This window comes from Streptomyces cellostaticus (assembly GCF_023630175.1).
Lineage (GTDB): Bacteria > Actinomycetota > Actinomycetes > Streptomycetales > Streptomycetaceae > Streptomyces > Streptomyces cellostaticus_A.
Genome location: NZ_JALLIN010000013.1, coordinates 101,408 through 125,906, shown reverse-complemented (window position 1 = coordinate 125,906; position 24,499 = coordinate 101,408). Strand labels below are relative to the sequence as shown.

Here is a 24,499-nt window from a genome sequence, read left to right as displayed (position 1 = left end):
CATCAAGGACGCCATGAGCCAGCAGAATTCTGCAGCCCCGGCCACCCACACCGCCGTCGCCACCGTCGCCGCCAGCCGTGACTGGTGGCGGGACGCGGTCATCTACCAGGTCTACCCGCGCAGCTTCGCCGACAGCAACGGCGACGGCATGGGCGACCTGGAGGGCGTGCGCTCCCGCCTCCCCTACCTGCGCGACCTCGGTGTCGACGCCGTGTGGCTCAGCCCCTTCTACGCCTCCCCGCAGGCGGACGCCGGCTACGACGTCGCGGACTACCGCGCCGTCGACCCCATGTTCGGCAACCTGCTCGACGCCGACGCCCTGATCCGCGACGCCCGCGCGCTGGGCCTGCGGATCATCGTCGACCTGGTCCCCAACCACTCCTCCGACCAGCACGAGTGGTTCAAGCGCGCCGTGGCCGAGGGTCCCGGCTCCCCGCTGCGCGAGCGCTACCACTTCCGCCCCGGCAAGGGGAAGGGCGGCGAACTGCCGCCCAACGACTGGGAGTCCATCTTCGGCGGCCCGGCGTGGACCCGGGTCACCGAGCCGGACGGCACCCCCGGCGAGTGGTACCTCCACCTCTTCGCCCCCGAGCAGCCGGACTTCAACTGGGAGCACCCGGCCGTCGGCGACGAGTTCCGCTCCATCCTGCGCTTCTGGCTGGACATGGGCGTGGACGGCTTCCGCATCGACGTGGCCCACGGCCTGGTGAAGGCGGACGGCCTGCCCGACCTCGGTTCCCACGACCAGCTCAAGCTGCTGGGCAACGATGTCATGCCGTTCTTCGACCAGGACGGTGTGCACGAGATCTACCGCCAGTGGCGCACCGTGCTCGACGAGTACGCCGACACGACGGCGCCCGAAGGGTCCTGCGCCCAGGGGCGGGGGACGGGTGGGCGCATCTTCGTCGCGGAGGCGTGGACCCCGACCGTCGAGCGCACCGCCAACTACGTGCGTCCGGACGAGCTGCACCAGGCCTTCAACTTCCAGTACCTGGGCACCGAGTGGGACGCGGCGGAGCTGCGCACGGTCATCGACCGCACCCTGGAGGCGATGCGCCCGGTCGGTGCCCCGGCCACCTGGGTCCTGTCCAACCACGACGTCACCCGGCACGCCACCCGGTTCGCCAACCCGCCCGGCCTCGGCACCCAGATCCGCACCGCCGGCGACCGCGACCTCGGTCTGCGCCGGGCCCGCGCGGCCTCCCTGCTGATGCTCGCCCTGCCCGGCTCGGCGTATCTCTACCAGGGCGAGGAACTGGGCCTGCCGGACGTGGTCGACCTCCCCGACGAGGTGCGCCAGGACCCCGCGTACTTCCGGGGCGCCGGCCAGGACGGCTTCCGCGACGGCTGCCGGGTCCCGATCCCGTGGACCCGCGAGGGCTCCAGCTACGGCTTCGGAGACGGCGGGAGCTGGCTGCCGCAGCCGGCGAGCTGGGCCGAACTGAGCGTGGAGGCGCAGACCGGCGTGCCCGGTTCGACGCTGGAGCTGTACCGCTCCGCGCTCGGCCTGCGCCGCACCCAGCCCGGCCTGGGCGCGGGCCAGGCGGTGGAGTGGCTGCGCGCCCCGGAGGGCGTGGTGGCCTTCCGGCGCGGCGAGTTCGTGTGCGTCGCCAACACCACCGGCGAGTCGGTGACCATGCCGGCGTACGGCCGGGTCCTGCTCGCCAGCGGTGAGGTGACCGAGGCCGGCGGCGAGGCGAAGGTGCCGGCGGACACCACCGTCTGGTGGTCCTCGGCGGACTGACGCCCCCTCTGAAATTTCTTGCACCAACTTCGCACCGGCCCGCTGCCTTTCAGGCGGCGGGCCTTTAACATCTGCGTCACCGCAAGTTTGCTGAAACATTTCAGCAAGCGCCTTCGGCGGTACCCCACACCTTCGATGAAGAAGGAACCCCGCATGGCACGCAGAACCCTCTCCGCGGCGGTCGCCCTCACGGCTGCTGCATTTGTCATGGCCCCGACGAACGTGCAGGCCTCCCCGCCCGGTACCAAGGACGTCACCGCGGTGCTCTTCGAGTGGAACTACGCCTCGGTCGCCCGCGAGTGTTCCAGTACCCTCGGCCCCGCCGGCTACGGCTACGTGCAGGTCTCCCCGCCCGCCGAGCACATACAGGGCTCCCAGTGGTGGACCTCGTACCAGCCCGTCAGCTACAAGATCGCCGGCCGCCTCGGTGACCGCACGGCCTTCCGGAACATGGTGAACACCTGCCACGCGGCGGGCGTCAAGGTCGTCGTCGACACGGTGATCAACCACATGTCGGCGGGCGGCGGCACCGGCACCGGCGGCTCGTCGTACACGAAGTACGACTACCCGGGCCTGTACTCGTCCTACGACTTCGACGACTGCACCTCCCGGATCAGCAACTACCAGGACCGCTGGAACGTGCAGCACTGCGAACTCGTCGGCCTGGCCGACCTGGACACCGGTGAGGAGTACGTCCGCAGGACCATCGCCGGCTACATGAACGACCTGCTCTCCCTGGGCGCCGACGGCTTCCGCGTCGACGCGGCCAAGCACATCGACAGCGCCGACCTCGCCAACATCAAGTCGCGGCTGACGAACCCCGGCGCCTACTGGAAGCAGGAGGTCATCTACGGCGCGGGCGAGGCCGTCCAGCCCACCGAGTACACCGGCAACGGGGACGTCCAGGAGTTCCGCTACGCCTACGACCTCAAGCGGGTCTTCACCAACGAGAAGCTGGCCTATCTCACCAACTACGGCGAGGGCTGGGGCTACCTGAGCGGAGCCAAGGCCGGCGTCTTCGTCGACAACCACGACACCGAGCGCAACGGCTCCACCCTCAACTACAAGAGCGGCGCCAACTACACCCTGGCCAACGTCTTCATGCTGGCCTGGCCCTACGGCGCCCCCGACATCAACTCCGGCTACGAGTGGTCCGACGCGGACGCCGGTCCGCCCAACGGCGGCTCGGTCAATGCCTGCTGGCAGGACGGCTGGAAGTGCCAGCACAAGTGGCCGGAGATCATCCGCATGGTCGCCTTCCGCAACGCCACCCGGGGCGAGCCGGTCACCGACTGGTGGGACGACGGCAACAACGCCATCGCGTTCGGCCGGGGCGGCAAGGGCTACGTGGCCATCAACCACGAGTCCTCCTCGCTGACCCGCACCTACCAGACCTCGCTGCCCGCGGGCACCTACTGCAACGTCCAGAACAACACCGCGGTGACGGTGAACTCCAGCGGCCAGTTCTCGGCCACCCTCGGCTCCAACACGGCGCTGGCCATCTACGCCGGCAAGTCGAGCTGCTGACGTGACGAGGCCCGCGCCGTCCGCCCCTCGCGGCGGCGCGGGCCAACTCCGTTGAAATTGCTTACCGATGGTTTCAAGCCTCTTGCTGCAACCCTTTCGCGGGCGATACGGTCGCGCGGGCGCCCGGCATCGGAGCCGAGCCGCGGCGTGGGGTCGGACCCAGAAGAGCCGTAATCGCTAGGAGTTCCCGCCTGTGATACCGAGATGGCCGGCGCCCTCGAGGCGCCGCACCCCGTACCGACGCAGGGCCGCGGCCGTGACCGCCGCCGCTCTCGCCGCCGCCCTCGTGCAGCCGGTGTCCGCCCGCGCGGACACGCCGCCCGCGCCCCCCTCGGACGCCGTGCTCGCCGCCCAGGCCGCCCGGCACGACGACACGCGCGAGCAGTTCTACTTCGTCATGCCGGACCGTTTCGCCAACGGGGACACCTCCAACGACAGGGGCGGGCTCACCGGTTCCCGCCTGAGCACCGGCTACGACCCCACGGACAAGGGGTTCTACCAGGGCGGTGACCTCAAGGGCCTGACCAGGCGGCTGGACTACATCAAGGGGCTCGGCACCACCTCCATCTGGATGGCGCCCATCTTCAAGAACCGCCCCGTCCAGGGCACCGGCGACAACGCCTCGGCCGGCTACCACGGGTACTGGATCACCGACTTCACCCAGGTCGACCCGCACTTCGGGACCAACAAGGACCTGTCGACCCTCATCTCCAAGGCGCACGCCAAGGGCATGAAGGTCTTCTTCGACGTCATCACCAACCACACCGCCGACGTCGTGGACAACCAGGAGAAGTCCTACGGCTACCTGTCCAAGGGCGCCTTCCCGTACCTGACGAAGGACGGCCGGCCCTTCGACGACGGCGACTACGCCGACGGCACGAGGAGGTTCCCGGCCACCGACACCGGCTCCTTCCCCTACCACCCGGTGGTCACCAGCCGGAGCAAGGTCCCGTCCTGGCTCAACGACCCGACGATGTACCACAACCGGGGCGACTCGACGTACGCCGGCGAGTCCACCACCTACGGCGACTTCTCCGGCCTGGACGACCTGTGGACCGAACGTCCCGAGGTCGTGCGGGGCATGGAGAAGATCTACCAGCGGTGGGTCGAGGACTACGCCGTCGACGGCTTCCGGATCGACACCGTCAAGCACGTCGACATGGACTTCTGGACCCAGTGGGCGACCGCGCTGGACGCCTACGCGGCCGCGCACGGGCGGAAGGACTTCTTCATGTTCGGCGAGGTCTACTCCGCCGACACCTCCGTCACCTCCCCGTACGTCACCCAGGGCCGGCTGGACGCCACCCTCGACTTCCCCTTCCAGGACGCGGCCCGCGCCTACGCCTCCCAGGGCGGCAGCGCGCGGAGGCTGTCGGGCGTCTTCGGCGACGACTACAAGTACACGACCGACAAGGCCAACGCGTACGAGCAGGTCACCTTCCTCGGCAACCACGACATGGGGCGCGTCGGGTACTTCCTGAAGCAGGACGACCCCGGGGCCACCGACGCCGAGATCCTGGCGAAGGACAGGCTCGCCAACGAGCTGATGTTCCTCAGCCGCGGCAACCCGGTCGTCTACTACGGCGACGAGCAGGGCTTCACCGGCTCCGGCGGCGACAAGGACGCCCGCCAGACGATGTTCGCCTCGAAGGTCGCCGACTACCTCGACGACGACGAGATCGGCACCGAGCGCACCCACGCGAGCGACGCCTACGACACCGGTGCCCCCCTGTACCGGCGGATCGCCGCGCTCGCGAAGCTCCGCAAGGCCAACCCCGCACTCACCGACGGGGTCCAGACCGAGCGCTACGCCGCCGACGGCGCCGGGATCTACGCGTTCACCCGCACGGACGCCAGGACCGGTCAGGAGTACGTCGTCGCCCTCAACAACGCCGCCGAGGCGAGGACGGCGACCTTCGCGACCGGTTCGGCCGGCATGTCCTACCGGGGCGTCTACGGCGCCGACGACACCCGCGCCTCCGGCGCCGACCGCCGCCTCACGGTCACCGTCCCGGCCCGCAGCACCGTCGTCTACAAGGCCGCGGGCCCCCTCGCCCGGCCCGCCACCGAGCCGACGATCACCCTGGCGGCACCGGCCGCCGGCGCCACCGGGACCGTCGAGCCGAGCGCGGACGTCGAGGGCGGTCGGCTCAACCGCGTCGTCTTCGCCGCGCAGGTCGGCAACGGCCGGTGGCACATCCTCGGCTCCGCCGACCACGCCCCCTACAAGGTCACCCAGGCCATCGGCGAGGACGTGCCGGCCGGCACCGCCCTGCGCTACAAGGCGGTCGTGATCGACTCGGCCGGGCACACCGCGAGCGCCACGGCGAGCAGTACCACCGGCACCCCGGCCGCCCCCGAGGTCCCCACGGCCTCCTCCCGCGACTACGCGGTCGTCCACTACAAGCGCGCGGACGGCGACTACGCCGACTGGGGCCTGTACGCCTGGGGCGACCTCGCCGACGGCGAGGCGACGAACTGGCCGGCCAGCCACCCCTTCGTGGGCCGCGACGCCTACGGTGCCTTCGCCTACGTCAAGCTCAAGCCCGGCGCCTCCGACGTCGGCTTCCTGGTCATCGACAAGGACGGCGACAAGGACGTCTCCGCCGACCGGTCCATCGACGTCACCAGGACGGGTGAGGTGTGGATCGAGCAGGGCAAGGAGGACGTGCTCACCGAGAGGCCCGACCACCCGGCCCCGGACACCGCCAGGGCGGTCCTGCACTACCACCGCGCCGACGGCGACTACGACGGCTGGGGCCTGCACGTCTGGACGGGCGCCGCGAACCCCACCGACTGGTCGGACCCCCTGAAGCCGGTGAAGACTGACGCCTATGGCGCTGTCTTCGAGGTACCCCTCGCCGAGGGTGCCACCAGCCTCAGCTACATCGTCCACAAGGGCGACGACAAGGACCTGCCGGCCGACCGGTCCCTCGACCTCAGGGCCGACGGGCACGAGGTGTGGCTGTTGAACGGCCAGGAGCAGTACCTGCTGCCGCAGCCCGCGGGCAGCGCGGCCGCCGTCGACCTGACCACCTCCAAGGCGGTCTGGATCGACCGGAACACCGTCGCGTGGAACGGCGTCGACGGCGCCGCCTCCACCCAGCTCCTCTACTCCCCGCACGGCTCCATCGCCGTCGAGGACGGGACGCTCACCAGCGACGACGAGCACTGGCTGCGCCTGACGAGGACGACGCTCACCGACGCGCAGAAGGCGAAGTTCCCGCACCTGAAGGACTCCACCGCCTGGTCCGTCGACCCGCGCGACCGGGACCGGGTGCGCGCGGCCCTGAACGGGCAGCTCGTGGCCTCGCAGCGGGCCGTGAACGGCGCCGTGCTGGCCGCGACCGGCGTGCAGATCGCCGGGGTGCTGGACGACGTCTACGACGCCACCGGCGCCAGGCTCGGGCCGGTGTTCCACCACGGCAGGCCCACCCTCGCCGTCTGGGCGCCCACCGCGCGGTCCGTGCGGCTCGAACTGGACGGCCGCACGGTGCCCATGCACCGCAGCGCCGCCACCGGCGTCTGGTCCGTCACCGGCCCGGCGTCCTGGAAGGGCAAGCCCTACCGGTACGTCGTCAAGGTGTGGGCGCCCAGCGTGCGCAAGATGGTCACCAACAAGGTCACCGACCCCTACTCGGTCGCCCTCACCGCCGACTCCGAGCGCAGTCTCGTCGTCGACCTGAACGACCGGTCCCTGGCGCCGGGCGGCTGGTCGGCGCTGCGCAAGCCCAAGGCCGTACCGCTGAAGGACGCGCAGATCCAGGAGCTGCACATCCGGGACCACTCGGTCGCCGACAGCACCGTCCCGGCCGAGCACCGGGGCACCTACCTGGCCTTCACCGACAGCGACAGCGACGGCTCCAGGCACCTGCGCGCGCTGGCCAGGTCCGGCACGTCGTACGTGCACCTGCTGCCGGCCTTCGACATCGCCACCATTCCCGAGAGGAAGGCCGACCAGGCGAACCCCGGCTGCGACCTGGCCTCCTACCCGGCCGACTCCGCCGAGCAGCAGGAGTGCGTGGCGAGGACCGCCGCCAAGGACGCCTACAACTGGGGCTACGACCCGTACCACTACACGGTCCCCGAGGGCTCGTACGCCACCGACCCCGACGGCACCGCCCGTACGCTCCAGTTCCGCAAGATGGTGCAGGCGCTCAACCGGGACGGACTGCGGGTCGTCATGGACGTCGTCTACAACCACACGGCCGCCGCCGGGCAGGCCGACACCAGCGTGCTGGACCGGATCGTGCCCGGCTACTACCAGCGGCTCCTCGCCGACGGCTCGGTGGCCAACAGCACCTGCTGCGCCAACACCGCGACCGAGAACGCCATGATGGGCAAGCTGGTCGTGGACTCCATCGTCACCTGGGCCAAGGAGTACAAGGTCGACGGCTTCCGCTTCGACCTCATGGGCCACCACCCGAAGGCCAACATCCTCGCGGTCCGCAAGGCCCTCGACGCGCTCACCCCGAAGAAGGACGGAGTCGACGGCAAGAAGATCATCCTGTACGGGGAGGGCTGGAACTTCGGCGAGGTCGCGGACGACGCGCGCTTCGTGCAGGCCACGCAGAAGAGCATGGCCGGCACCGGCATCGCCACCTTCTCCGACCGGGCCCGTGACGCGGTGCGCGGCGGCAGCCCCTTCGACTCCGACCCCGGCGTGCAGGGCTTCGCCTCCGGTCTCTACACCGACCCCAACTCCTCCTCCGCCAACGGCACCGCGGCGGAGCAGAAGGCCCGGCTGCTGCACTACCAGGACCTGATCAAGGTGGGCCTGAGCGGCAACCTCGCCGGGTACCGGTTCACCGGCTCGGCCGGCAAGGAGGTCACCGGCGCCGACATCGACTACAACGGCGCCCCGGCCGGCTACGCGGACGCGCCCGGCGACGCCCTCGCCTACGTGGACGCGCACGACAACGAGTCGCTGTTCGACGCCCTGGCCTACAAGCTGCCCCGGAGCACCTCCGCGTCCGACCGGGCCCGCATGCAGGTCCTGGCGATGGCCACGGCCGCCCTCTCGCAGGGCCCCGCGCTCTCCCAGGCGGGCACGGACCTGCTGCGCTCGAAGTCGCTGGACCGCAACTCCTACGACAGCGGCGACTGGTTCAACGCCATCCACTGGAACTGCGCGGACGGCAACGGATTCGGGCGCGGACTGCCCGTGGCGGCCGACAACGAGTCCAAGTGGCGCTACGCCGAGCCGCTGCTGAGCACGGTGAGGGTCGGCTGCCCGCAGATCACCGGCGCCTCGGCCGCGTACCAGGACCTGCTGCGCATCCGCACCTCGGAGCGGGCCTTCTCCCTCGGCACGGCCGCGCGGGTGCAGGACCGGCTGTCCTTCCCGCTGTCGGGCAAGGACGAGACACCCGGCGTGATCACCATGCGCCTCGGTGAACTGGTCGTCGTCTTCAACGCCACCCCGCAGCGGCAGGAGCAGCGGATCGGCGCCCTCGCCGGCACGCCCTTCCGGCTGCACCCGGTGCAGGCGAAGGGCGCCGACCCGGTGGTGAGGTCCGCCTCCTACACGGTCGGCTCGGGCACGTTCAGCGTCCCGGCACGGACCGTGGCGGTGTTCGGCGCAGCGAACAAGTAGGGTCGGGCCGACGCCTTGGAACAGGAGTGCCCATGCCGCAGATCACCGTCGACTACTCCTCCACGATGGAGGGCGTGTTCGACCGCGCCGGTTTCGCACGGGAGCTGCACGAGGCGACCGCCGGGATCGCGGCGGCGAAGTTGGCGGCCTGCAAGACGCAGTTCCGGCCGAGCGCCTTCACGGTGTTCGGCACCGAGGACCCGGCGGCACAGCGGGACGCCGTCGTGCACGTGACCATCGGGCTCCTCGCCGGCCGCAGCGACGAGACGAAGGCACGGCTCGCCGAGGCCGTGCTGGAACTGCTCCAGAAGTACGTCGGCGAGGGGGGCCTGAGCGTGCACGGGTCCGCCGAGATCCGCGACCTGGACGCGTCCTACCGGAAGTTCGACCGGTGAGCGCCCGGGGCCTGTCGTGACGGGCCCCGGGCGCGACACCCTCTAGGGAACCAGGGAGATGAGCCGGCCGACGAGCTCCGCGAAGGGGCCGTCGGCCGGCTCGTTCTGCGCCATCGTGCGCAGCAGCAGCGCCATGTCCTCGTCGTGGGCTGCGCTGACGGCGGCCAGGGCGGCGAAGTCGTGCACGAGCTGGACCTCCAGCTCGGCACGGGGGACCTGTCGGCCGTCCAGCCAGATCAGCGCCGTCGACTCGGCCAGCGAGATCCAGCTCCGGACCACCAGTTCCAGCCGCGGCGAGGCGTCGGTGACGCCGAGGTGCGCGAGCATCTGCTCGTAGGCGGCCTGGCGCACCGAGTCGATCAGCGCGTTGGTGGTGGAGGAGCCGACCGCCGGGCCCCCGCGCATCAGCGCGGAGAAGCCGGGGCCGTGCTCGTCCACGAAGTCGAAGAAGCGGCGCATCACCCGCAGCAGCCGGGCTCCGAGCGGGCCTTCGCGCGGCTCGGCGAAGCGGCTCGCCAGGTCCTGCGAAGCACGCTGCAACGCGGCCTCGTACAGGCTGAGTTTGCCGGGGAAGTAGTGGTAGACCAGCGGGCGTGAGATGCCCGCGGCGGCCGCTATCTCGTCGATCGAGACCTCGTCCGGCGAGCGCCTGCTGAACAGGTCCAGGGCGACACCGATCAACTGCTGGCGCCGCTCCTCCACGCCCATCCTGCGGCGAACCCCGGTAGTCATACGAACACCTTACCGATCGAATTCGGCCGCCGGTGTTCACATGTCGAGCACCAGCCGGTCGCCCCGGGCCCGCGACACACAGATCAGCATCGAGTCGACACGCTCCGCGTCCGTCAGCAGCTCGTCCCGGTGGTCCACCTCGCCCTCGACGACCCGCTGTTGACAGGTTCCGCAGAAGCCCTGCTCGCAGGAGTAGGCGGTGTCCGGCAGGGCACCGCGCACGGCGGCCAGCACCGAGGAGCCGGCCGGGACGGTCAACGTCCGCCCGCTGCGCCGCAGCTCCAGCTCGAACCCGGCGTCCCCCGCGGCGGACGGGTGGGCGGCGAACCGCTCCAGGTGCAGCGTGGCGCCCTCCGGCAGCCGTGCCTCCACGGCGGCCGTCAGCCCCTCTGGCCCGCAGCAGTACACGGCCGTGCCCGCGGGCAGACCGGCGAGCAGCGCGTCCAGGTCCGGGCGCCCGTCCTCGTCCTCGGCGACGAGCGTCAGCCGGTCCCCGGCGAGTTCCCGCACCCGCTCCAGGTACGGCATGGAGGCCCGCGTCCGCCCGCCGTACAGCAGCCGCCACTCGGTGCCCTCCGGCAGGGCGCGCAGCATCGGCAGGATCGGGGTGATGCCGATGCCGCCGGCGACGAACACATATGAGGACGCGGGGCGCAGCGGGAAGCGGTTCCGGGGTCCGCGCACCTCCAGCTCCATTCCCACGGCGAGCCGCTCGTGCACCTCCCGCGAGCCGCCCCGCCCGTCCGCCGCCAGCCGCGTGGCCAGCGTGTACGCCGAGGTGTCCGCCGGGTCGCCGCACAGCGAGTACTGCCGCACCAGCCCCGACGGCAGCACCAGGTCCAGATGCGCGCCCGGCTCCCAGCCCGGCAGGTCGGGTCCCTCCAGGCACAGTTCCACGACCCCCTCGGCGACCGTCTCGAGCCCGGTGAGCAGCGCCCGCCGGGTCCGGGCGCGGGGGTGGCCGGAAACAGGCGGGTCCAGGGCGGGCAGGGGCCACAGCGGCGAGACCCGCACCCGGCGGCGCAGCGCCCGCCGGGTCAGCAGGGCGGCGCCCACCGCCAGCGCGACGGTCAGCGGCTTCGGTGTCACGACCCGTCCTTCCGTGCGGCCGCCGCGGCGGGGGAGACGGCGAGGTAGGCGACGGCCTGGGCCGTGGAGCCCTCCCGCGAGGGATGGTAGGAGGGGCTGAGGTAGCGGGGGACGGAACGCAGCATGGCGCCGGTGGTGGGCAGCGTGCCGCGCCGGCCGCTGCGGTGGAACTCGCCGAAGGACGCCCGGCCGTCCACGAGGGTGGGGTCGTTCGCCATGAAGAAGCGCGCCCCGCGCTGCCAGAGGAACACCAGCGCGCCGAAGGCGGCCGCCCAGGTACGGGCGCGGCGCCGGTAGCCGCCGTCCAGGTGCTGGAAGAGGTCGAAGGCCACCGAGCGGTGCTCGACCTCCTCGGCGCCGTGCCAGCGCAGCAGGTCCAGCATGGTCGGATCGGCGCCCCGCCGGTCGAGTTCGGCGGCGTTGAGCACCCAGTCGCCGAGGAAGGCCGTGTAGTGCTCGATGGCCGCGATGAGCGCCACCCGCTCCAGCAGCCACCACCGGCGCGCCCGGCCCGGCGGCAGGGTGCGGTCGCCGAGCAGCTTCTCGAAGAACCAGTCGACCTGCGCGGTGTACGGGGTCGGGTCGAGCCCCTGCTCCCTGAGGTGCGGCAGGACCTCGTCGTGGGCCTGGGAGTGCATGGCCTCCTGCCCGATGAAGCCGATGACGTCCTCGCGCAGCCGGTCGTCCCGGATCAGCGGCAGCACCTGCTTGTACACGTGCACGAACCACCGCTCACCGGCGGGCAGCAGCAGGTGCAGCACGTTGATGGTGTGGGTGGTGAACGGGTCGCCGGGCACCCAGTGCAGCGGTGTGTGCTCCCAGGAGAAGGACACGTCGCGGGCCTTGAGCGGTATCCGCTCGGACTCCACCGGCCGGGCCTGCTTGTTGGACATGGCGTCAATGTACTGATGGGTAAGCCCGCTGAGAACCCCTCTGCGCCGCCTTGTTGACAAGATTGTCAGCTAGTGCCGCGTCGAAGCGGGCGGCCTCAGCGCAGTCCGTTGATCGTGCCGCCGTTCTTCAGGGTCCCTCGCAGATCGGCCCGCGTCCCCTTACCGGCCTTGACCGCCAGCAGCGGTCCCTGACCGGCCGCGGTGATCCCTCCGCTCGCCCGGATCCCGGTGACGTCCGGGCCGCCCGCGGCCAGCAGGTACCAGTCCCCGGTCCGTGCCTTCCACAGCACCCCGGCCAGTACCCGCGGTTCGCGGGGACCGCAGGCCGCCACGTCGGCGCCCCTGGCGACGACCGCCCCGGTGGTCCTGCCCGGGGTACGGAACTGGGCCAGCGCGGTCGTACCGCCGCCGCGCCAGGTCTCGGCCCTGGTGCACACCCACTGGCCCGTACCGCTCCCGTCGGGCAGCGGCTGCTCGGCGAACGACCAGGCGTTGACCCCACGCACCCCCACCGAGCGCTCCGCGGCCAGGGAGCAGGCGAACGGCGCCCAGGCGCGCAGCCCCTCGGCCCCGGCCGCCTCGGCGGGGGCGCCCGGGCGCCCGGCGGTGAGATGGGCGGGCACCAGCTCGCCCAGATCGGTGTGGAGCTGGTCGCCCGAGGGGCCGGTGAGCTGGAGCACGCGCCACGAGGTGCAACTGCCGGTCCGCAGGGCCGGGCTGGCCAGCGGTGCGGTGACCCCGTCGGTGACGGGCAGCGGCAGCGCGGCCGTGTCCGGCTTCATCAGGTCCCGCTGGGCGGCCCGGCGCACCCAGGGAGCGGTCAGATACCGCACGTTGCCGTCGGACCGGCCCAGCACCAGCGCGCCGGCCTCGGTGCCGGACGCCCCGTCGACCCGGGCGAAGTCCAGGGCCGCGCCCACGGTGCCGTCCCTGGGCTCGGCGTAGCGGGCGATGCGCAGCCCGTCGTAGAGGATCACCACGCGCGCGCTGTCCACCTCGCCCGCGTACAGCAGTTGGGGCGGGCCCGCCGGACCGCCGGTCTGGGTGCCCGGGGTCGCCGAGACGCGGACCGTCCCGCCCGGCCGGGCCCAGACGGCGAGCGCGCGGCGCAGCAGCGACCGGTCTCCGGTGAGGGTGCCGCGCGCCGGCCACACGGAGAAGTCGGAGCGGGCGGAGGAGCGCCAGGCGGCCGGGCCGATCCGGACCAGCTTGCCGGGATCCAGGGCGGCCTCGGCGGCCGGGTTCTCCGCGTACAGCGGCGCGGCGGCGCCGTCGGGGCCCCAGCCGCCGCCCGGCAGGGTCACCAGCGCCCCGCACACCGCGAGCGCGGCCGCCGCGGCGAGCGCCGCCTTGGTGTGCTGGCGGCGGCGCACCAGGTCGGTGGGCCTCGCCTGCAGCGAGCAGGGGTCGAACTCCGGCGACCAGAGCAGGGCGTCCTGCGTGGGTACCCCGTTGGCCTCGGACAGCGCGGCGCCGGGCTGGTCGACCCCGGCGGACGCGAGGATCCCGCGGACGGCGGAGTCCGGCAGCCGCTCCAGACCGCGCAGCACGTACGCGGCGCGGGCCGGGCCGGACAGGACGGACAGCCGCTCGTCCAGCGCGAGTTCGTCGGCCCCGCCGGAGCGCGGGAACAGCCTGAGACCCCACACCCGGGGGAGCGGCGGGGACAGCCGCGGCCGGCCCCCACGGGTGCGGGCCGCCGTCAGCGCCGTGCGCACGACCTCCTGACGGACGAACACGTACCCCGGGTCGCCGTCCCGGCCGGCGGACTGGGCCGGGATCACGGGCTTGCGCCGGCGGCCGCGGGGCAGGGCCCGCTGGACGAGGGCGTGTGCCGTCAGCACCCGGCGGCTGCGGGCGAGGCCGGGTGGCAGGATCAGGTAGGCGAGGCGGACGAGCCGCGGGTAGTGCTCGACGAGCGCGGCCTCGGCCTGGTCGACACCGACGTCGGGACCGGCGGCGTTCTTCGTGTGTCGCGGGGCTACATGCTGTGACTGCACAACCCGGTGAACGAGCGAGCTGTCGGCAGGTCACCGCCGGGCGGGCGGCTCGCCCGGGTGGCTCACTCCTCCGGTTCGACCAGCAGGCGCGCGTAGTTGGCCATCGACCGCTGGTAGCGGGGCAGATGCGGGGCGAGGGCGCCGAGCACCAGGGACAGTCCCTCGCGGTCGCGGCCCAGGCCGGACAGGCACAGGGCCAGACAGGCCCGCACCGCGTCGTCCAACTCGTCCGACGGGCCGTCGAGTTCGGGGGTGAGCAGGGCCACGCCCTCCTCCGGGTGCCCGGTGTTCCGCAGCGAGCTGGCGAGCTGGATCCGCGTCCGGCGGCCCCGGTAGCCGTCGAGGCCGCGCGCCAGCGCCTCCCGGTACAGCGGCACCGCCCGGTCCGAGTGGCCGGTGGAGTCCCAGGAGCAGGCCTGCTCGAACGGGCCCAGCGGGCTGTCCTCCGGAAGCTCGGCGACGAGCTTGTCGATCAGGTCGCGGAACTCCTGCGCTCGCTCCTGCGGATAGTCGTCGAAGGAGGCCCAGGCAGCGGTGACGCGGTCTTCCCAGTCTTGGTTCACCGCGCCACCCTCGCACACGTGTGCCCGTCGCCGCGCAGGATTTGAGCGCACCGGGCCCCGCGGCCGTATCCGTTGGTCGGGGGGTCCCGTTCCGGGGCTCCGAGCGGCATGCTGGGGCCCACAGGACCGGAGGAACGATGAGGTTGACACGTGCGGTGCTCGGTGCCGCGGCCGTACTGGCGCTGGCGGGCTGCGGCACGGGCGGGGAGGCCGAGAAGGTGCCGCCCGCCGCGAGCGGCAGCCTGGAGAGCCTGGCGGCCGAGGTGCGGTGCAAGCCGAACATGCAGACCGACGCCGACGAGATCCGCCAGGCCATCTGCCGCAACGGTGACGGGAGGTTCATCCTGGCCACCTTCGCCACCGACCGCGGCCAGCGCGAGTGGATCAACGACGCCAAGGACTACGGCGGCTACTACCTCGTCGGGCGCAAGTGGGTGGCCGTCGGCGACGACGGCGTCGTCCGGGCGCTGCGCGGCACGCTCGGCGGCGATGTGGAGATCGGCACGGACCACCGCGCGCACGCCGGCTGAGTCCGGCCACGCGCACGCCTGCCGGGTCCGGCCACGCGGACACGGCGAAGGCCGGTGGCGGGAGGGACCCGCCACCGGCCTTCTTCCGTCCACGCGTGTCAGGGGATCACGCGCAGTTCTGACCGCGGTTGACACAGTTCGCGATCTTGTTGGCCAGGCCGCCGGTCGTGACGCTGATGAAGTCGTCGTGATCGGTGGCCGCCTTGTGCAACTGCTCGGGGAAGCCGTCCACGGCGTACGCGTTCTTCACCTGACCGTTCTGGATGGTCGGCGGGGGGACGTCGTACACCAGGCGCATCGTGAGCTGCGGAATGGCCTTGAAGCCGTTCTGGCAGTTGCCGTTGGCGTCGGCGAAGGCCACATGGGTGCGGTGGTTGGCGCTGTCCGCGTTCTGCCCGTCCCAGCAGCTCTGGAAGGCGAACGAGCGCACCACCTTGCTGCCCTGCGGACAGATCGGGTACTGCTCGGTCAGCTGCACCTTGTTCTCGAAGCCGGTGCAGCTCCAGTGCGCGTTGGCGTTGGCCAGACCGTTGGTGGTGGTCTTGGCGTCACCGGTGATGATCCGCAGGAACTGCGGCATCGCCACGACCTTGCCCCGCGGGCTGCCGACGTACTTGATCTGGGCCTGCTGGGCGGTGAGGATCTTGCCGACGTTCCCCTCCTTGCCGCCACCGTCCCGGTTCTGGTCGAACTCCTGGGTGCCGTCCTGCAGCCGCAGTACGGGCCAGTAGTAGGCGGAGCGGTCGTTCTTGTTCCGGCAGCTCGACGCGCCCTGCAGGAAGTTGTCGTTGCTGGAGAACGCGTTGATCTTCTGGTTGCCGACGTAGTCGTGGGTGTGGTGGGCTCCGTTGGTCACGCCCGGGGCCACGATCACGTTGTCGGTGTTGAAGTTCTTGTTCGCGTTCACACCGCAGCGCGTGGTGAACGTGCCGGTCGACGCGTTGCGGGACTTGCGGGGCTTGGCCTTGACGTTCGCCTGGACCTTGGTGATGTCGACGAAGTCGGCCGCGGCGGGGCCGTTGCCCGCCTGCCCGCCGTTGTTCTGCTGCTGCCCGTTGTCGCCCTGCTGCTGACCGCCGTCCTGCTGCTGGCCGCCGTCCTGTTGCTGCCCGCCCTGCTGCTGGTCGCCGTTCTGCTGCTCGCCGCCCTGCTGCTGTCCGCCGTTCTGCTGCTGTCCGCCGGTGGTCTGGTCGGCGCTCTGCGCCGTGCAGGTGGCCAGGGTGTTCAGGTCGCCGGGGGCGGTGCCGCCGACGCGGGTGATCTCCAGCCTGATGCGGTCCAGGATGGCCTTCCGCCGGTCCTGGAGCGGCTGCAGGATGGAGTTCTGGACGAAGCTCGTGTCTCTGGTCTGGGCGTCCCGCGTGGTCGCCAGACGCTGGTAGGCGTCGGTGATCTGGCGGTCGAGGGTGGACAGCTCCCCGGCGACCTCGCCCCGGGCCCGGTACGGCACGTTGGTCAGCTTCTGGCCCACGTCCGGGCACGAGATCGTCGCGACCTGCGCCGAGGCGGCCTTGGTCTGGTTGCCCCCCCACGACCGGTTCGACTCGTGCGCCGAGGCGTAGAAGTTCGCCCAGACCAGCCCGCCCCCACCGAGCGCTAGGGCCGCCGATGCGGCTATGGCCTTGGTGGCCAGCGGCGTACGGCGTTTTCGTGTGTTGCGTCCCATGGAACTCCTCTGACTTCCTTGCGGGGCAGCATCGAGGCGCCCGACAGGAGTGAAGCGGCGCCCTTCCATACGGACGCCGCCCCGGAGGTGTTCACCAGTCTCCCGAATCAGTCGGGGAACGCCGGGTGTCAGGGGTCTCAAATGGACCGTGACCAGGGGTAGTTGTCCTCCGCGTCAGCGGCCGCGATCGAGGTGGGCCAGCACCGCCAGCACCCGCCGGTTGTCGTCGTCCGACACCTCGAGACCCAGTTTGGCGAAGATGTTGGAGGTGTGCTTGGCGATGGCCCTCTCCGTCACGACGAGCTGGCCGGCGATCGCCGCGTTCGAGCGGCCCTGCGCCATCAGCTCCAGCACCTCCAGCTCGCGCGGGGTGAGACGGCCCAGCGGATGGGCGTCGGCCGCCCGCCGCGACAGGAGCTGCTGGATCACCTGCGGGTCCATCGCCGTGCCGCCGGCGGCCACCCGCCGTACCGCGTCCACGAACTGGCCGGCGTCGAACACGCGGTCCTTCAGCAGGTACCCCACCGCGCCGGTGCCGTCGGCCAGCAGCTCACGCGCGTAGAGCTGCTCGACGTGCTGGGACAGGACCAGCACCGGCAGCCCGGGCCGCTCCCGCCGGGCCCGCAGCGCGCACTGCAGGCCCTCGTCGGTGTGCGTGGGCGGCAGGCGTACGTCGACGACGGCCACGTCCGGCTTCAGCTCCGCGAGGGCGCGGTCGAGTTCGGGGCCCGACTCGACGGCCGCTACGATCTCGAAGTCGTGGGCCGCCAGCAGCCGGACCAGTCCGTCGCGCAGCAGGAAGAGGTCTTCGGCTAGGACAACGCGCACGGGAGCTCCATGGTGACCAGGGTGGGACCGCCGACGGGGCTGCTGACGGCCAGGACGCCGTCGAATGTACCCAGCCGCCGCTCCACCCCGGCCAGCCCGGATCCCGCGCCGACCACCGCCCCGCCCCCGCCGTTGTCGGTGACCGTGATCCGCAGCGTGCCGCCGGCGTGGTGCAGGTCCACCCAGAGCCGGTCGGCGCCGGAGTGCTTGACCGCGTTGGTGAGCACCTCGCTGACCGCGAAGTAGGCGGCGGACTCCACCGGCGCGTCCGCCCGACCGGGCAGCTCCACGGACACCTCGCTCGGCAGCGGCAGCCGCAGCGCCAACGCCCTTACCGCGTCACCGAGTCCGCGCTCCGCCAGCACCGGCGGATGGATGCCCCGGACCAGGCCGCGCAGTTCCTCCAGGGCCTCCACGGAGTTGCGGCGGGCCTGGCCCAGGAGCAGCCTGGCCTGTGCCGGGTCCTTGTCGAGCAGCGTCTCGACGGTCCCGAGGTCCATGCCCATCGCGACCAGCCGGGCCTGGGCGCCGTCGTGCAGGTCCCGTTCGATGCGGCGCAGTTCGGAGGCCGAGGTGTCCACGGCGTCGCGCCGGGTCTCGGTCAGCACCCTGACCCGCTCGGCGAGTTCGCGCCGGTCCGCGCCGAGGAAGGCCCGGGTGAGGCGGAAGTGGGCGGTCAGCAGGCGCGGCGCGAGGTGGTAGGCGGCCACCAGCAGGACCGAGGCGGTGGCGGCGGCGGCGAGCGCGGTCGGCTGGTCGGTGACCGGCACGAAGCCGTACCAGTAGGTCCGGCCGTCCGCGAGCACCCGCCACAGGCCCGCGGCCACCGCGAAGCCCTCGAACGGGTAGAGGCACAGCACGGCGGGCAGCAGCGCCGTGACGAAGCCGGCCGTCATGTCCACCGGCAGCCACACGAGGTCCCGCCGCACCTGCCGGTCACCGAGCATGGTGAGGGTGCGCCTCCAGGGGTTGGCGCCGGCGGGCACGGGCCGGTACGCCGACGTGATCGGCACCCCGCCCCAGTCGGCCGCGAGCCGGCGCCGGGTGTCCGCGACGTCCCGTACCCCGCCGAGGATCCAGGGGGTCGTGACGACGCCGACTCCGATCGGTACGAGGGCGAGGGAGACGAGGGTCAGCGTGAGGCACAGCACCGTGACGGGCAGCATCGCCACGGCCAGTACGAGCCCCCGTACGGCGGCGAGTGCGGCGTCCCGTGCCCGCGCGCGCACCGCGCCGCCCTGCGTGTCGGTAGTCATGCGGCCAGTCTGGCCGACCCCCGGGCGGGGGTCACTGGCCCGAAGCCCCGGTCAGGGGGTGGTGCCGGATACACCCCGGGCCGCGGCGAGCACCCTCGCCTCGACCTCCGGGTCGACGCCCTTCACGGTCCGGTCCGGCCGCTGCGGGGCGACGCCCCCGACGCCGGTCAGCCACCGCCAGGTGTCCGTGACGGTCTCGTCCACGGGCCGGCACCGCAGTCCCGTGGCCAGGGCCCGGGAGACGTCCGAGCGGTGCACTGCGTCGTACATCTCGCCGTCCGGTGGCACCCACACCGGCAGCCCGGTCCACGGCTCGATCCCGGCGTCCAGGATCGACCGCGGTTCGATCCAGCGCAGTTCGGCATCCGCGGCGGTCGCCCGGAGGCACGCCTCCAGCAGGTCGCCCATGGTGGTCGCACCCGGCGGGCCGACCAGGTCGTACGGGCCGCCGAGCGCCCGCTCGACCGCGCGGAGCGTCCAGTCGGCGAGGTCGCGCACGTCGATGTACTGCACGGCCAGGTCGCGCGGACCCGGCGCCAGGACCGGGCCGCCGCGGGAGATCCGGTTCAGCCACCAGGGCAGCCGGCCCACGTTCTCGTACGGGCCGAGGATCAGCCCGGCGCGCACCAGCAGCGCGTCCCCGGCGCCGAAGGCCTCCACGGCCGCGAGTTCGCCGCCCCGCTTGTCCCGCGGGTAGTCGGTCGCCCCGGCGCCGGCCGCGGCGCCCTCGACCAGCGGGGCGTCCTCGCGGCCGCCCCTGGGCCAGGGCCAGGCGTACACGGACCGGCTGGAGACGTAGACGTACCGCCCGGCGCGGCCGCGCAGCAGCCGCGCCGCGTCCCGGACCGCCCGGGGCGCGGCCGACCAGGTGTCGACCACCGCGTCCCAGGTGCCGTCGTCGCCGGCGAGGGCGGCGAGCCCGCCGGGCGCGGTGCGGTCGCCGCGCAGCGACCTCACTCCCGCGGGGGGCGCGTGCCGCCCCCGGTGGAAGACCGTCACCTCCCAGCCGCGTGCGAGCGCGGCCTCCACGACGGTCCTTCCCACGAACTCCGTTCCGCCCAGCACCAGAAGTCTCATACCGGTGAGCCTGCCCGGCGCCGGCCCGGAGGGGGAAGGGCCGTCTGCCGAGGGCAGAAGGCGCGGCCCGGTCCCCGGTGGCCGGGCGCGCCGAAGGGGCGCCCGCCGTCCTGGCGCGCGCCCCTCGGGAAGCGGTGCGGATCAGACCTGGCCGGCCTTCTCCAGCGCGGAGCAGCAGGTGTCCACCAGCAGGCGGGTCACCACGTACGGGTCGACGTTGGCGTTCGGGCGGCGGTCCTCGATGTAGCCCTTGCCGTCCTTCTCGACCTGCCACGGGATGCGGACCGAGGCGCCGCGGTCGGACACGCCGTAGGAGTACTCGTTCCACGGGGCGGTCTCGTGCAGGCCGGTGAGGCGGTCGTCGATGCCGGCGCCGTAGTTCTTGACGTGGTCGAGCGGCTTGGAGCCCTCACCGAGCGACTCGCACGCGGTGATGACGGCGTCGTAGCCCTCGCGCATCGCCCTGGTGGAGAAGTTGGTGTGCGCGCCGGCGCCGTTCCAGTCGCCCTTGACCGGCTTGGGGTCCAGGGTGGCGGAGACGCCGAAGTCCTCGGCCGTGCGGTACAGCAGCCAGCGGGCCACCCAGAGCTGGTCGGAGACCTCCAGCGGGGAGAGCGGGCCGACCTGGAACTCCCACTGGCCGGGCATGACCTCGGCGTTGATGCCGGAGATGCCCAGGCCCGCCTGCAGGCAGTTCTCCAGGTGCGCCTCGACCACGTCGCGACCGAAGATCTCGTCGGCCCCGACACCGCAGTAGTAGCCGCCCTGCGGGGCGGGGAAGCCGCCCTCGGGGAAGCCCAGCGGACGGCCGCCCTCGAAGAAGGTGTACTCCTGCTCGATGCCGAAGACCGGCTCCTGCGCGGCGAACCTCCCGGCCACCTCGGCCAGCGCGGCACGCGTGTTGCTCGGGTGCGGGGCCATGTCGGTGTCCAGGACCTCGCACAGCACGAGGACGTCGTCGCCGCCGCGGATCGGGTCCGGACAGGTGAAGACCGGCTGGAGCACGCAGTCCGAGGAGTGCCCCTCGGCCTGGTTGGTGGAGGAACCGTCGAAGCCCCAGATCGGAAGGGATTCGAGACCGGCCGGAGCACCCGTGATGATCTTCGTCTTGGAACGCAGCTCGGCCGTCGGCTCGGTGCCGTCGATCCAGATGTACTCAGCCTTGAAGGTCACGGGGCCACATCCTTCGGGGGTGGGTCGGGCGCACTCGCGGGTGCTCGTGGCGCCGCGGCACCGGGGCGCCGCGTCGATCTGCGCGGCAGCCTGTCAACAGGCGGTTTCCCGTCCATTGCCCGGATGTGAACCCGGTGTTACCCGCTGCTTCCGCGTCCCGGCCCATGCCGTGAGGCGGCCCGTGGTTGCGTACGACAGGAGCCCGGCGGGACGCCCGACGGGCCGCGACGGGCCGGCCGGCCGGGTACGCCGCCTGTTCCTCCTGCACCCGGCGTCCTGCTCCGCCGGGTGCGAGGCGGCGTACCCGTCGCCCTGCCGGTGCCGTCGCGGCCCGCGCCTCACCGGTGGGGCCTCACCCCACCTTCTCGATGAGTGCGCGGCGGATGAGGAACTTGCCCGGCTCCCTGACCTGTTCGAAGGCGGCGTTGTTCAGCAGCGCGCAACTGCCGGAGACCGAGGTGACCTTCACCGTCGTGGACTTGTCGTTGTCCAGGTTGGTGACCTTCAGCGTCGTGCCGGCCGGGAACTGGTTGCTGGACGCGGCCGGTGCCCCGCCCTCGCCGGAGAGCGTGACGGTCGAGCCCTGGCACACCTGCTGGCCCGAGGCCGCGGCGCCGCCGGCGCCGTTTCCGCCGGCCGCCGGGTCCGAGGGCTGGGCGGACTGCTGCGCCCCGCCGGCCTGTGCGCCGGCACCCTGCTGTGCGTCGCCCTGCCCGCCGCCCTGCGCCCCCTGGGAGTCCTGAGCCGACTCCCCAACGGTGCATCCGGCGGCCTTCTGCTGGACCTCGATCTGTTTGACGACGGCCTCGCGGTTGGCGATCCGGGCGGCCGACTGCGCGTCCGGGTTCGCCTTCTGGTCCGCGATGAACCGGTCGTTGTTGCCGTGGGCCGTGGCCAGCCCCTGGCACACCGTCGAGTCCCCGGCGGACAGCGTCCGGGCGTTCTGCGGGCTCTGCGCGGCGTTCGAGGTGGACGCCAGCGCGAAGGCTCCGCCGCCCGCCACCGCCGCGGCGCTGACGAGCAGCGCGAGCTTCTTCTTGGTGCTGAGAGTTCTCCTGCGCGACATGCGCGCCTCCTGAAGAGGTAGGGGAGCGTACGCCGCTATGTACGGGATCCCGAACAGGGTTACTCAGCGGTCACCGCCGTTCTTCCAAGTAACCTGCGTCACAACGCTGTTGAGCTACTCTCGGCGCCTGCTCCGGGACACCGCCTCCCGCACGGCCTCCGCCGAGCGGCCCACCAGCGCGGTTCCGTCGTCCGCCGTGATGATCGGCCGCTGGATCAGGCCGGGGTGCTCGGCGAGGGCCGTGATCCACCGGTCCCGCGCACTGACGTCCCGCGCCCAGTCCCCGAGCCCCAGCTCCTCGGCGGCGGCCTCGCGGGTGCGGGTGATGTCCCACGGCTCGAGCCCGAGCCGGCCGAGTACGGCCCTGATCTCGTCCTCGCCGGGCACGTCCTCCAGGTAGCGGCGGACGGTGTAGTCGGCGCCCTCGGCGTCGAGCAGGTCGAGGGCGCCGCGGCACTTGGAACAGGCCGGGTTGATCCAGATCTCCATGCGGCACACCGTACGCGAGGAGCCGGCGCGGCCCCGCTGCGCCGCGACCCCGGAGCGAGGAGCCTGTTCGATTTTCAGTGGCCTCGGCCGCACCTTCGGAAGCAGTGGTGACGGCATCACAAATTCCGCTCTCACCAGCGCATTTGAGCTTCCTTCGGGCTGCCCGAATGTCAGTGGCGGGCAGTAGGATGGGAGCAGTGTTCGAGGGAATCGCCGGAGCTCTTCCGATGGGTTCCCTGACCGCGACAGGAGGATGCCCGTGCCCGCTGCCGCCCTGAGGCCCACGCCGTTGCCGACCCAGTCCACCGCCAGGCGCGCCGTCCGGCTCGACTCGCCCTACGCGCCGACGGAGAAGCGTCCGCTGCCCGCCGGGCGGCCCCGCGAGTGGTACGTCCGCCACAACCGGCGCCTGAAGGCCATGCGCCTGGCCATAGCCCTGCTCGACACCGGCGTCTACCTGCCGAACCAGGCCCACGACGAGGAGATCCGCGGCACCGCCGAGCGGATCGGCCTGCACCCGCCGTCGGCCGCGACGTGCCACCTGGTGCGGGCGCTGATGCGGTAGGGCCCGTCAGGGGCGCCCCGCGATTCCGGCACGGTCCGCCGGGCGGGCCGTGCATCCCGGTGCGAACCGGGACCGGGTGCCCGGCCGGAGCCGGGCACCCGGACCGTCAGGCCGACAACTCCCGCTCCAGTGGGGTCCGGAACCGCGGGGTGACCCGCGTCGTGCCCAGCCATCCGCGCAGCCGCTCCGCCTCCTGCGCCACCACCGGCTCCGCCTCCCGGCGGACGCCGCCGTCCGCGATCCGCCAGACGATCCCGCCGTCCGCGCGCTGGGCCCAGCCGCCCACCACCCGGCCGTTCCACCACACGGTCGGGCCCACGTTGCCGCTGCGGTCGAAGAGCTGCGGGCGCAGTTCGTCGGGCAGGTACCAGTCGCGCTGCCGCCAGGCCATGGCCGTCGGGTCCAGTGCCGGCAGCAGAGCCGCCCAGGGCCGGCCGGGAGCCGCCACCGGCTCCAGGTCACCGGCCGCGACGAACCCCGTGCCCTCGTCCAGGGCGACCTCGTGCGCTCCGGCGGTGGCCAGGGCACGGCGCACCTCGGTGACCCGCCAGCCGGTCCACCACTTCAGGTCCGCCTCCGTGGCGGGCCCGCAGACCCGCAGCCAGCGCTCCAGCAGTCCCGCCCGCGCCCGCACCGGGTCCAGCTCCGGGTGCGGGGGCGCCGGTGCCCAGCGGAACAGGCTGGACGTCCAGGAGCCCCGCGGCCGGCCGCGGACCACCTTGCCCTCCACGCCGAGCACCCGCAGCAGCCGCGAGGAGACCGTGTGCACCCCTTCGTAGCTCTTGCCCGCCGCGTACACGAACTGTTCGCGCAGCCGCGGCTCGTCCGCCGTCAGCTCCGCCGCCGTCGCCTGGCCGCGCCGGGCCAGTGCCGCGAGCAGGGACGCCTCGACCTCCGCCAGCCAGGCCGCGTCCGGGGCCCCCGCCCCGGCCATGTCCTTGACCAGTGCGGCCCGTTCCCGCGCGGCCACCGTGAGCCCCGTCGACGCGTGCACGACCGCGGCCAGCTCCGCGGGGAACACGAACACCGTGTGCCGCATGCCGTGCATACGGACCAGTGTCCGTTCCTCGTACAGCGCCCGTTCCGTCTCCGGCACCGCCTTGGCCGCGTCGGCGAGCCGCGCCGCCACCGCCAGGTACACCGTCGCCGGGTCCGTGCCGTGCAGGGCCACCAGGGAGGCGGCCACCTCCTCGGGGGCCGCCGCCCGCGCCCCGCCCGCCAGACGGTGGCGCAGCGCCAGCCGCGCCCGCCGCTCCGCCGTACCGATGTGCCGCCGTCCGTCACCCATGCCGACCTCCCCGTCGCCCACC

19 protein-coding genes are annotated in these 24,499 nt (G+C 72.6%); 6 read left to right on the top strand and 13 right to left on the bottom strand.

Translation table 11 applies throughout. The features are described 5' to 3' along the window. The first annotated feature begins 13 nt into the window (after window positions 1-13). The 4 genes from MXD57_RS11090 to MXD57_RS11075 all read left to right on the top strand — a co-directional run bounded on the left by MXD57_RS11090 (window position 14) and on the right by MXD57_RS11075 (window position 9,262). On the top strand, window positions 14-1,744 hold the full coding sequence (locus tag MXD57_RS11090; RefSeq protein ID WP_250401187.1) for a glycoside hydrolase family 13 protein: 1,731 nt from the start codon (window positions 14-16) through the stop codon (window positions 1,742-1,744). Window positions 1,745-1,897: 153 nt separating this feature from the next. Next, window positions 1,898-3,271: an alpha-amylase gene (locus MXD57_RS11085; protein WP_250401186.1), complete on the top strand. Its 1,374-nt coding sequence runs from the start codon at window positions 1,898-1,900 to the stop codon at window positions 3,269-3,271. 193 nt (window positions 3,272-3,464) lie between these two features. Beyond that, window positions 3,465-8,867, top strand: a complete 5,403-nt coding sequence (pulA, locus tag MXD57_RS11080; RefSeq protein ID WP_250401185.1) for a pullulanase-type alpha-1,6-glucosidase — start codon at window positions 3,465-3,467, stop codon at window positions 8,865-8,867. Between the two features lie 32 nt (window positions 8,868-8,899). Further along, a complete protein-coding gene (locus tag MXD57_RS11075) occupies window positions 8,900-9,262 on the top strand; it encodes a 5-carboxymethyl-2-hydroxymuconate Delta-isomerase (RefSeq protein ID WP_250401184.1) in 363 nt (120 codons plus the stop codon). Window positions 9,263-9,304: 42 nt separating this feature from the next. Here the strand turns inward: MXD57_RS11075 and MXD57_RS11070 are convergent, their stop codons facing one another. From MXD57_RS11070 to MXD57_RS11050, 5 genes are all read right to left on the bottom strand, one after another. Beyond that, window positions 9,305-9,994 (bottom strand): TetR/AcrR family transcriptional regulator, encoded by a 690-nt coding sequence (locus tag MXD57_RS11070; RefSeq protein ID WP_250401183.1) that lies wholly within the window; start codon window positions 9,992-9,994, stop codon window positions 9,305-9,307. A gap of 36 nt (window positions 9,995-10,030) precedes the next feature. Continuing rightward, window positions 10,031-11,083 carry a PDR/VanB family oxidoreductase gene (locus MXD57_RS11065; protein WP_250401182.1) on the bottom strand — a complete coding sequence of 351 codons (1,053 nt, stop codon included), beginning with the start codon at window positions 11,081-11,083 and terminating at the stop codon, window positions 10,031-10,033. Further along, complete coding sequence (locus tag MXD57_RS11060) at window positions 11,080-11,976, bottom strand: metal-dependent hydrolase (protein WP_250401181.1); 897 nt, start codon at window positions 11,974-11,976, stop codon at window positions 11,080-11,082. Before MXD57_RS11060 ends, MXD57_RS11065 begins: the two co-directional genes overlap by 4 nt. Before the next feature lie 95 nt (window positions 11,977-12,071). Further along, the gene (locus MXD57_RS11055) at window positions 12,072-13,976 is read right to left on the bottom strand and encodes a hypothetical protein (RefSeq protein WP_250401180.1); all 1,905 of its coding nucleotides are present in this window, start codon (window positions 13,974-13,976) and stop codon (window positions 12,072-12,074) included. Window positions 13,977-14,038: 62 nt separating this feature from the next. Continuing rightward, window positions 14,039-14,557 (bottom strand): tetratricopeptide repeat protein, encoded by a 519-nt coding sequence (locus MXD57_RS11050; RefSeq protein WP_250401179.1) that lies wholly within the window; start codon window positions 14,555-14,557, stop codon window positions 14,039-14,041. A 119-nt stretch (window positions 14,558-14,676) separates the two neighbouring features. On the opposite strand from MXD57_RS11050, the gene MXD57_RS11045 reads away from it, so the two are divergent. Then, complete coding sequence (locus tag MXD57_RS11045; protein ID WP_250401178.1) at window positions 14,677-15,069, top strand: hypothetical protein; 393 nt, start codon at window positions 14,677-14,679, stop codon at window positions 15,067-15,069. 106 nt (window positions 15,070-15,175) lie between these two features. Here the strand turns inward: MXD57_RS11045 and MXD57_RS11040 are convergent, their stop codons facing one another. From MXD57_RS11040 to MXD57_RS11010, 7 genes are all read right to left on the bottom strand, one after another. Then, on the bottom strand, window positions 15,176-16,735 hold the full coding sequence (locus tag MXD57_RS11040; protein ID WP_250401177.1) for a DUF1996 domain-containing protein: 1,560 nt from the start codon (window positions 16,733-16,735) through the stop codon (window positions 15,176-15,178). A gap of 174 nt (window positions 16,736-16,909) precedes the next feature. Further along, window positions 16,910-17,563 (bottom strand): LuxR C-terminal-related transcriptional regulator, encoded by a 654-nt coding sequence (locus MXD57_RS11035; protein WP_250401176.1) that lies wholly within the window; start codon window positions 17,561-17,563, stop codon window positions 16,910-16,912. Continuing rightward, the gene (locus MXD57_RS11030) at window positions 17,548-18,819 is read right to left on the bottom strand and encodes a sensor histidine kinase (protein ID WP_250401175.1); all 1,272 of its coding nucleotides are present in this window, start codon (window positions 18,817-18,819) and stop codon (window positions 17,548-17,550) included. The genes MXD57_RS11035 and MXD57_RS11030 overlap by 16 nt, the downstream gene beginning before the upstream one ends. A 51-nt stretch (window positions 18,820-18,870) precedes the next feature. Next, entirely contained in the window at window positions 18,871-19,896 is a 1,026-nt protein-coding gene (locus MXD57_RS11025) for an NAD-dependent epimerase/dehydratase family protein (protein ID WP_250401174.1), read from the bottom strand. Between the two features lie 141 nt (window positions 19,897-20,037). Next, window positions 20,038-21,069, bottom strand: a complete 1,032-nt coding sequence (gene glnII / locus MXD57_RS11020; RefSeq protein ID WP_250401173.1) for a glutamine synthetase — start codon at window positions 21,067-21,069, stop codon at window positions 20,038-20,040. Window positions 21,070-21,421: 352 nt separating this feature from the next. Beyond that, on the bottom strand, window positions 21,422-22,135 hold the full coding sequence (locus MXD57_RS11015) for a septal ring lytic transglycosylase RlpA family protein (protein WP_250401172.1): 714 nt from the start codon (window positions 22,133-22,135) through the stop codon (window positions 21,422-21,424). Between the two features lie 114 nt (window positions 22,136-22,249). After that, on the bottom strand, window positions 22,250-22,624 hold the full coding sequence (locus MXD57_RS11010; protein ID WP_250401171.1) for an arsenate reductase family protein: 375 nt from the start codon (window positions 22,622-22,624) through the stop codon (window positions 22,250-22,252). A gap of 259 nt (window positions 22,625-22,883) precedes the next feature. Here MXD57_RS11010 and MXD57_RS11005 point away from each other — a divergent pair, with 259 nt between their 5' ends. Then, the gene (locus MXD57_RS11005) at window positions 22,884-23,189 is read left to right on the top strand and encodes a hypothetical protein (protein ID WP_250401170.1); all 306 of its coding nucleotides are present in this window, start codon (window positions 22,884-22,886) and stop codon (window positions 23,187-23,189) included. A gap of 106 nt (window positions 23,190-23,295) precedes the next feature. Here MXD57_RS11005 and MXD57_RS11000 read toward each other — a convergent pair whose 3' ends face one another. Continuing rightward, a complete protein-coding gene (locus MXD57_RS11000; protein ID WP_250401169.1) occupies window positions 23,296-24,477 on the bottom strand; it encodes a winged helix DNA-binding domain-containing protein in 1,182 nt (393 codons plus the stop codon). Window positions 24,478-24,499: the final 22 nt, after the last annotated feature.

What these genes read in the sequence shown, in the direction of transcription:
- MXD57_RS11015 (WP_250401172.1), bottom strand. Translation starts at nt 22,135, where the DNA reads ATGTCGCGCAGGAGAACTCTCAGCACCAAGAAGAAGCTCGCGCTGCTC.
- MXD57_RS11040 (WP_250401177.1), bottom strand. Translation starts at nt 16,735, where the DNA reads ATGGGACGCAACACACGAAAACGCCGTACGCCGCTGGCCACCAAGGCC.
- MXD57_RS11000 (WP_250401169.1), bottom strand. Translation starts at nt 24,477, where the DNA reads ATGGGTGACGGACGGCGGCACATCGGTACGGCGGAGCGGCGGGCGCGG.
- MXD57_RS11030 (WP_250401175.1), bottom strand. Translation starts at nt 18,819, where the DNA reads ATGACTACCGACACGCAGGGCGGCGCGGTGCGCGCGCGGGCACGGGAC.
- MXD57_RS11085 (WP_250401186.1), top strand. Translation starts at nt 1,898, where the DNA reads ATGGCACGCAGAACCCTCTCCGCGGCGGTCGCCCTCACGGCTGCTGCA.
- MXD57_RS11060 (WP_250401181.1), bottom strand. Translation starts at nt 11,976, where the DNA reads ATGTCCAACAAGCAGGCCCGGCCGGTGGAGTCCGAGCGGATACCGCTC.
- MXD57_RS11010 (WP_250401171.1), bottom strand. Translation starts at nt 22,624, where the DNA reads ATGGAGATCTGGATCAACCCGGCCTGTTCCAAGTGCCGCGGCGCCCTC.
- MXD57_RS11025 (WP_250401174.1), bottom strand. Translation starts at nt 19,896, where the DNA reads ATGAGACTTCTGGTGCTGGGCGGAACGGAGTTCGTGGGAAGGACCGTC.
- MXD57_RS11070 (WP_250401183.1), bottom strand. Translation starts at nt 9,994, where the DNA reads ATGACTACCGGGGTTCGCCGCAGGATGGGCGTGGAGGAGCGGCGCCAG.
- MXD57_RS11075 (WP_250401184.1), top strand. Translation starts at nt 8,900, where the DNA reads ATGCCGCAGATCACCGTCGACTACTCCTCCACGATGGAGGGCGTGTTC.
- MXD57_RS11045 (WP_250401178.1), top strand. Translation starts at nt 14,677, where the DNA reads ATGAGGTTGACACGTGCGGTGCTCGGTGCCGCGGCCGTACTGGCGCTG.
- MXD57_RS11090 (WP_250401187.1), top strand. Translation starts at nt 14, where the DNA reads ATGAGCCAGCAGAATTCTGCAGCCCCGGCCACCCACACCGCCGTCGCC.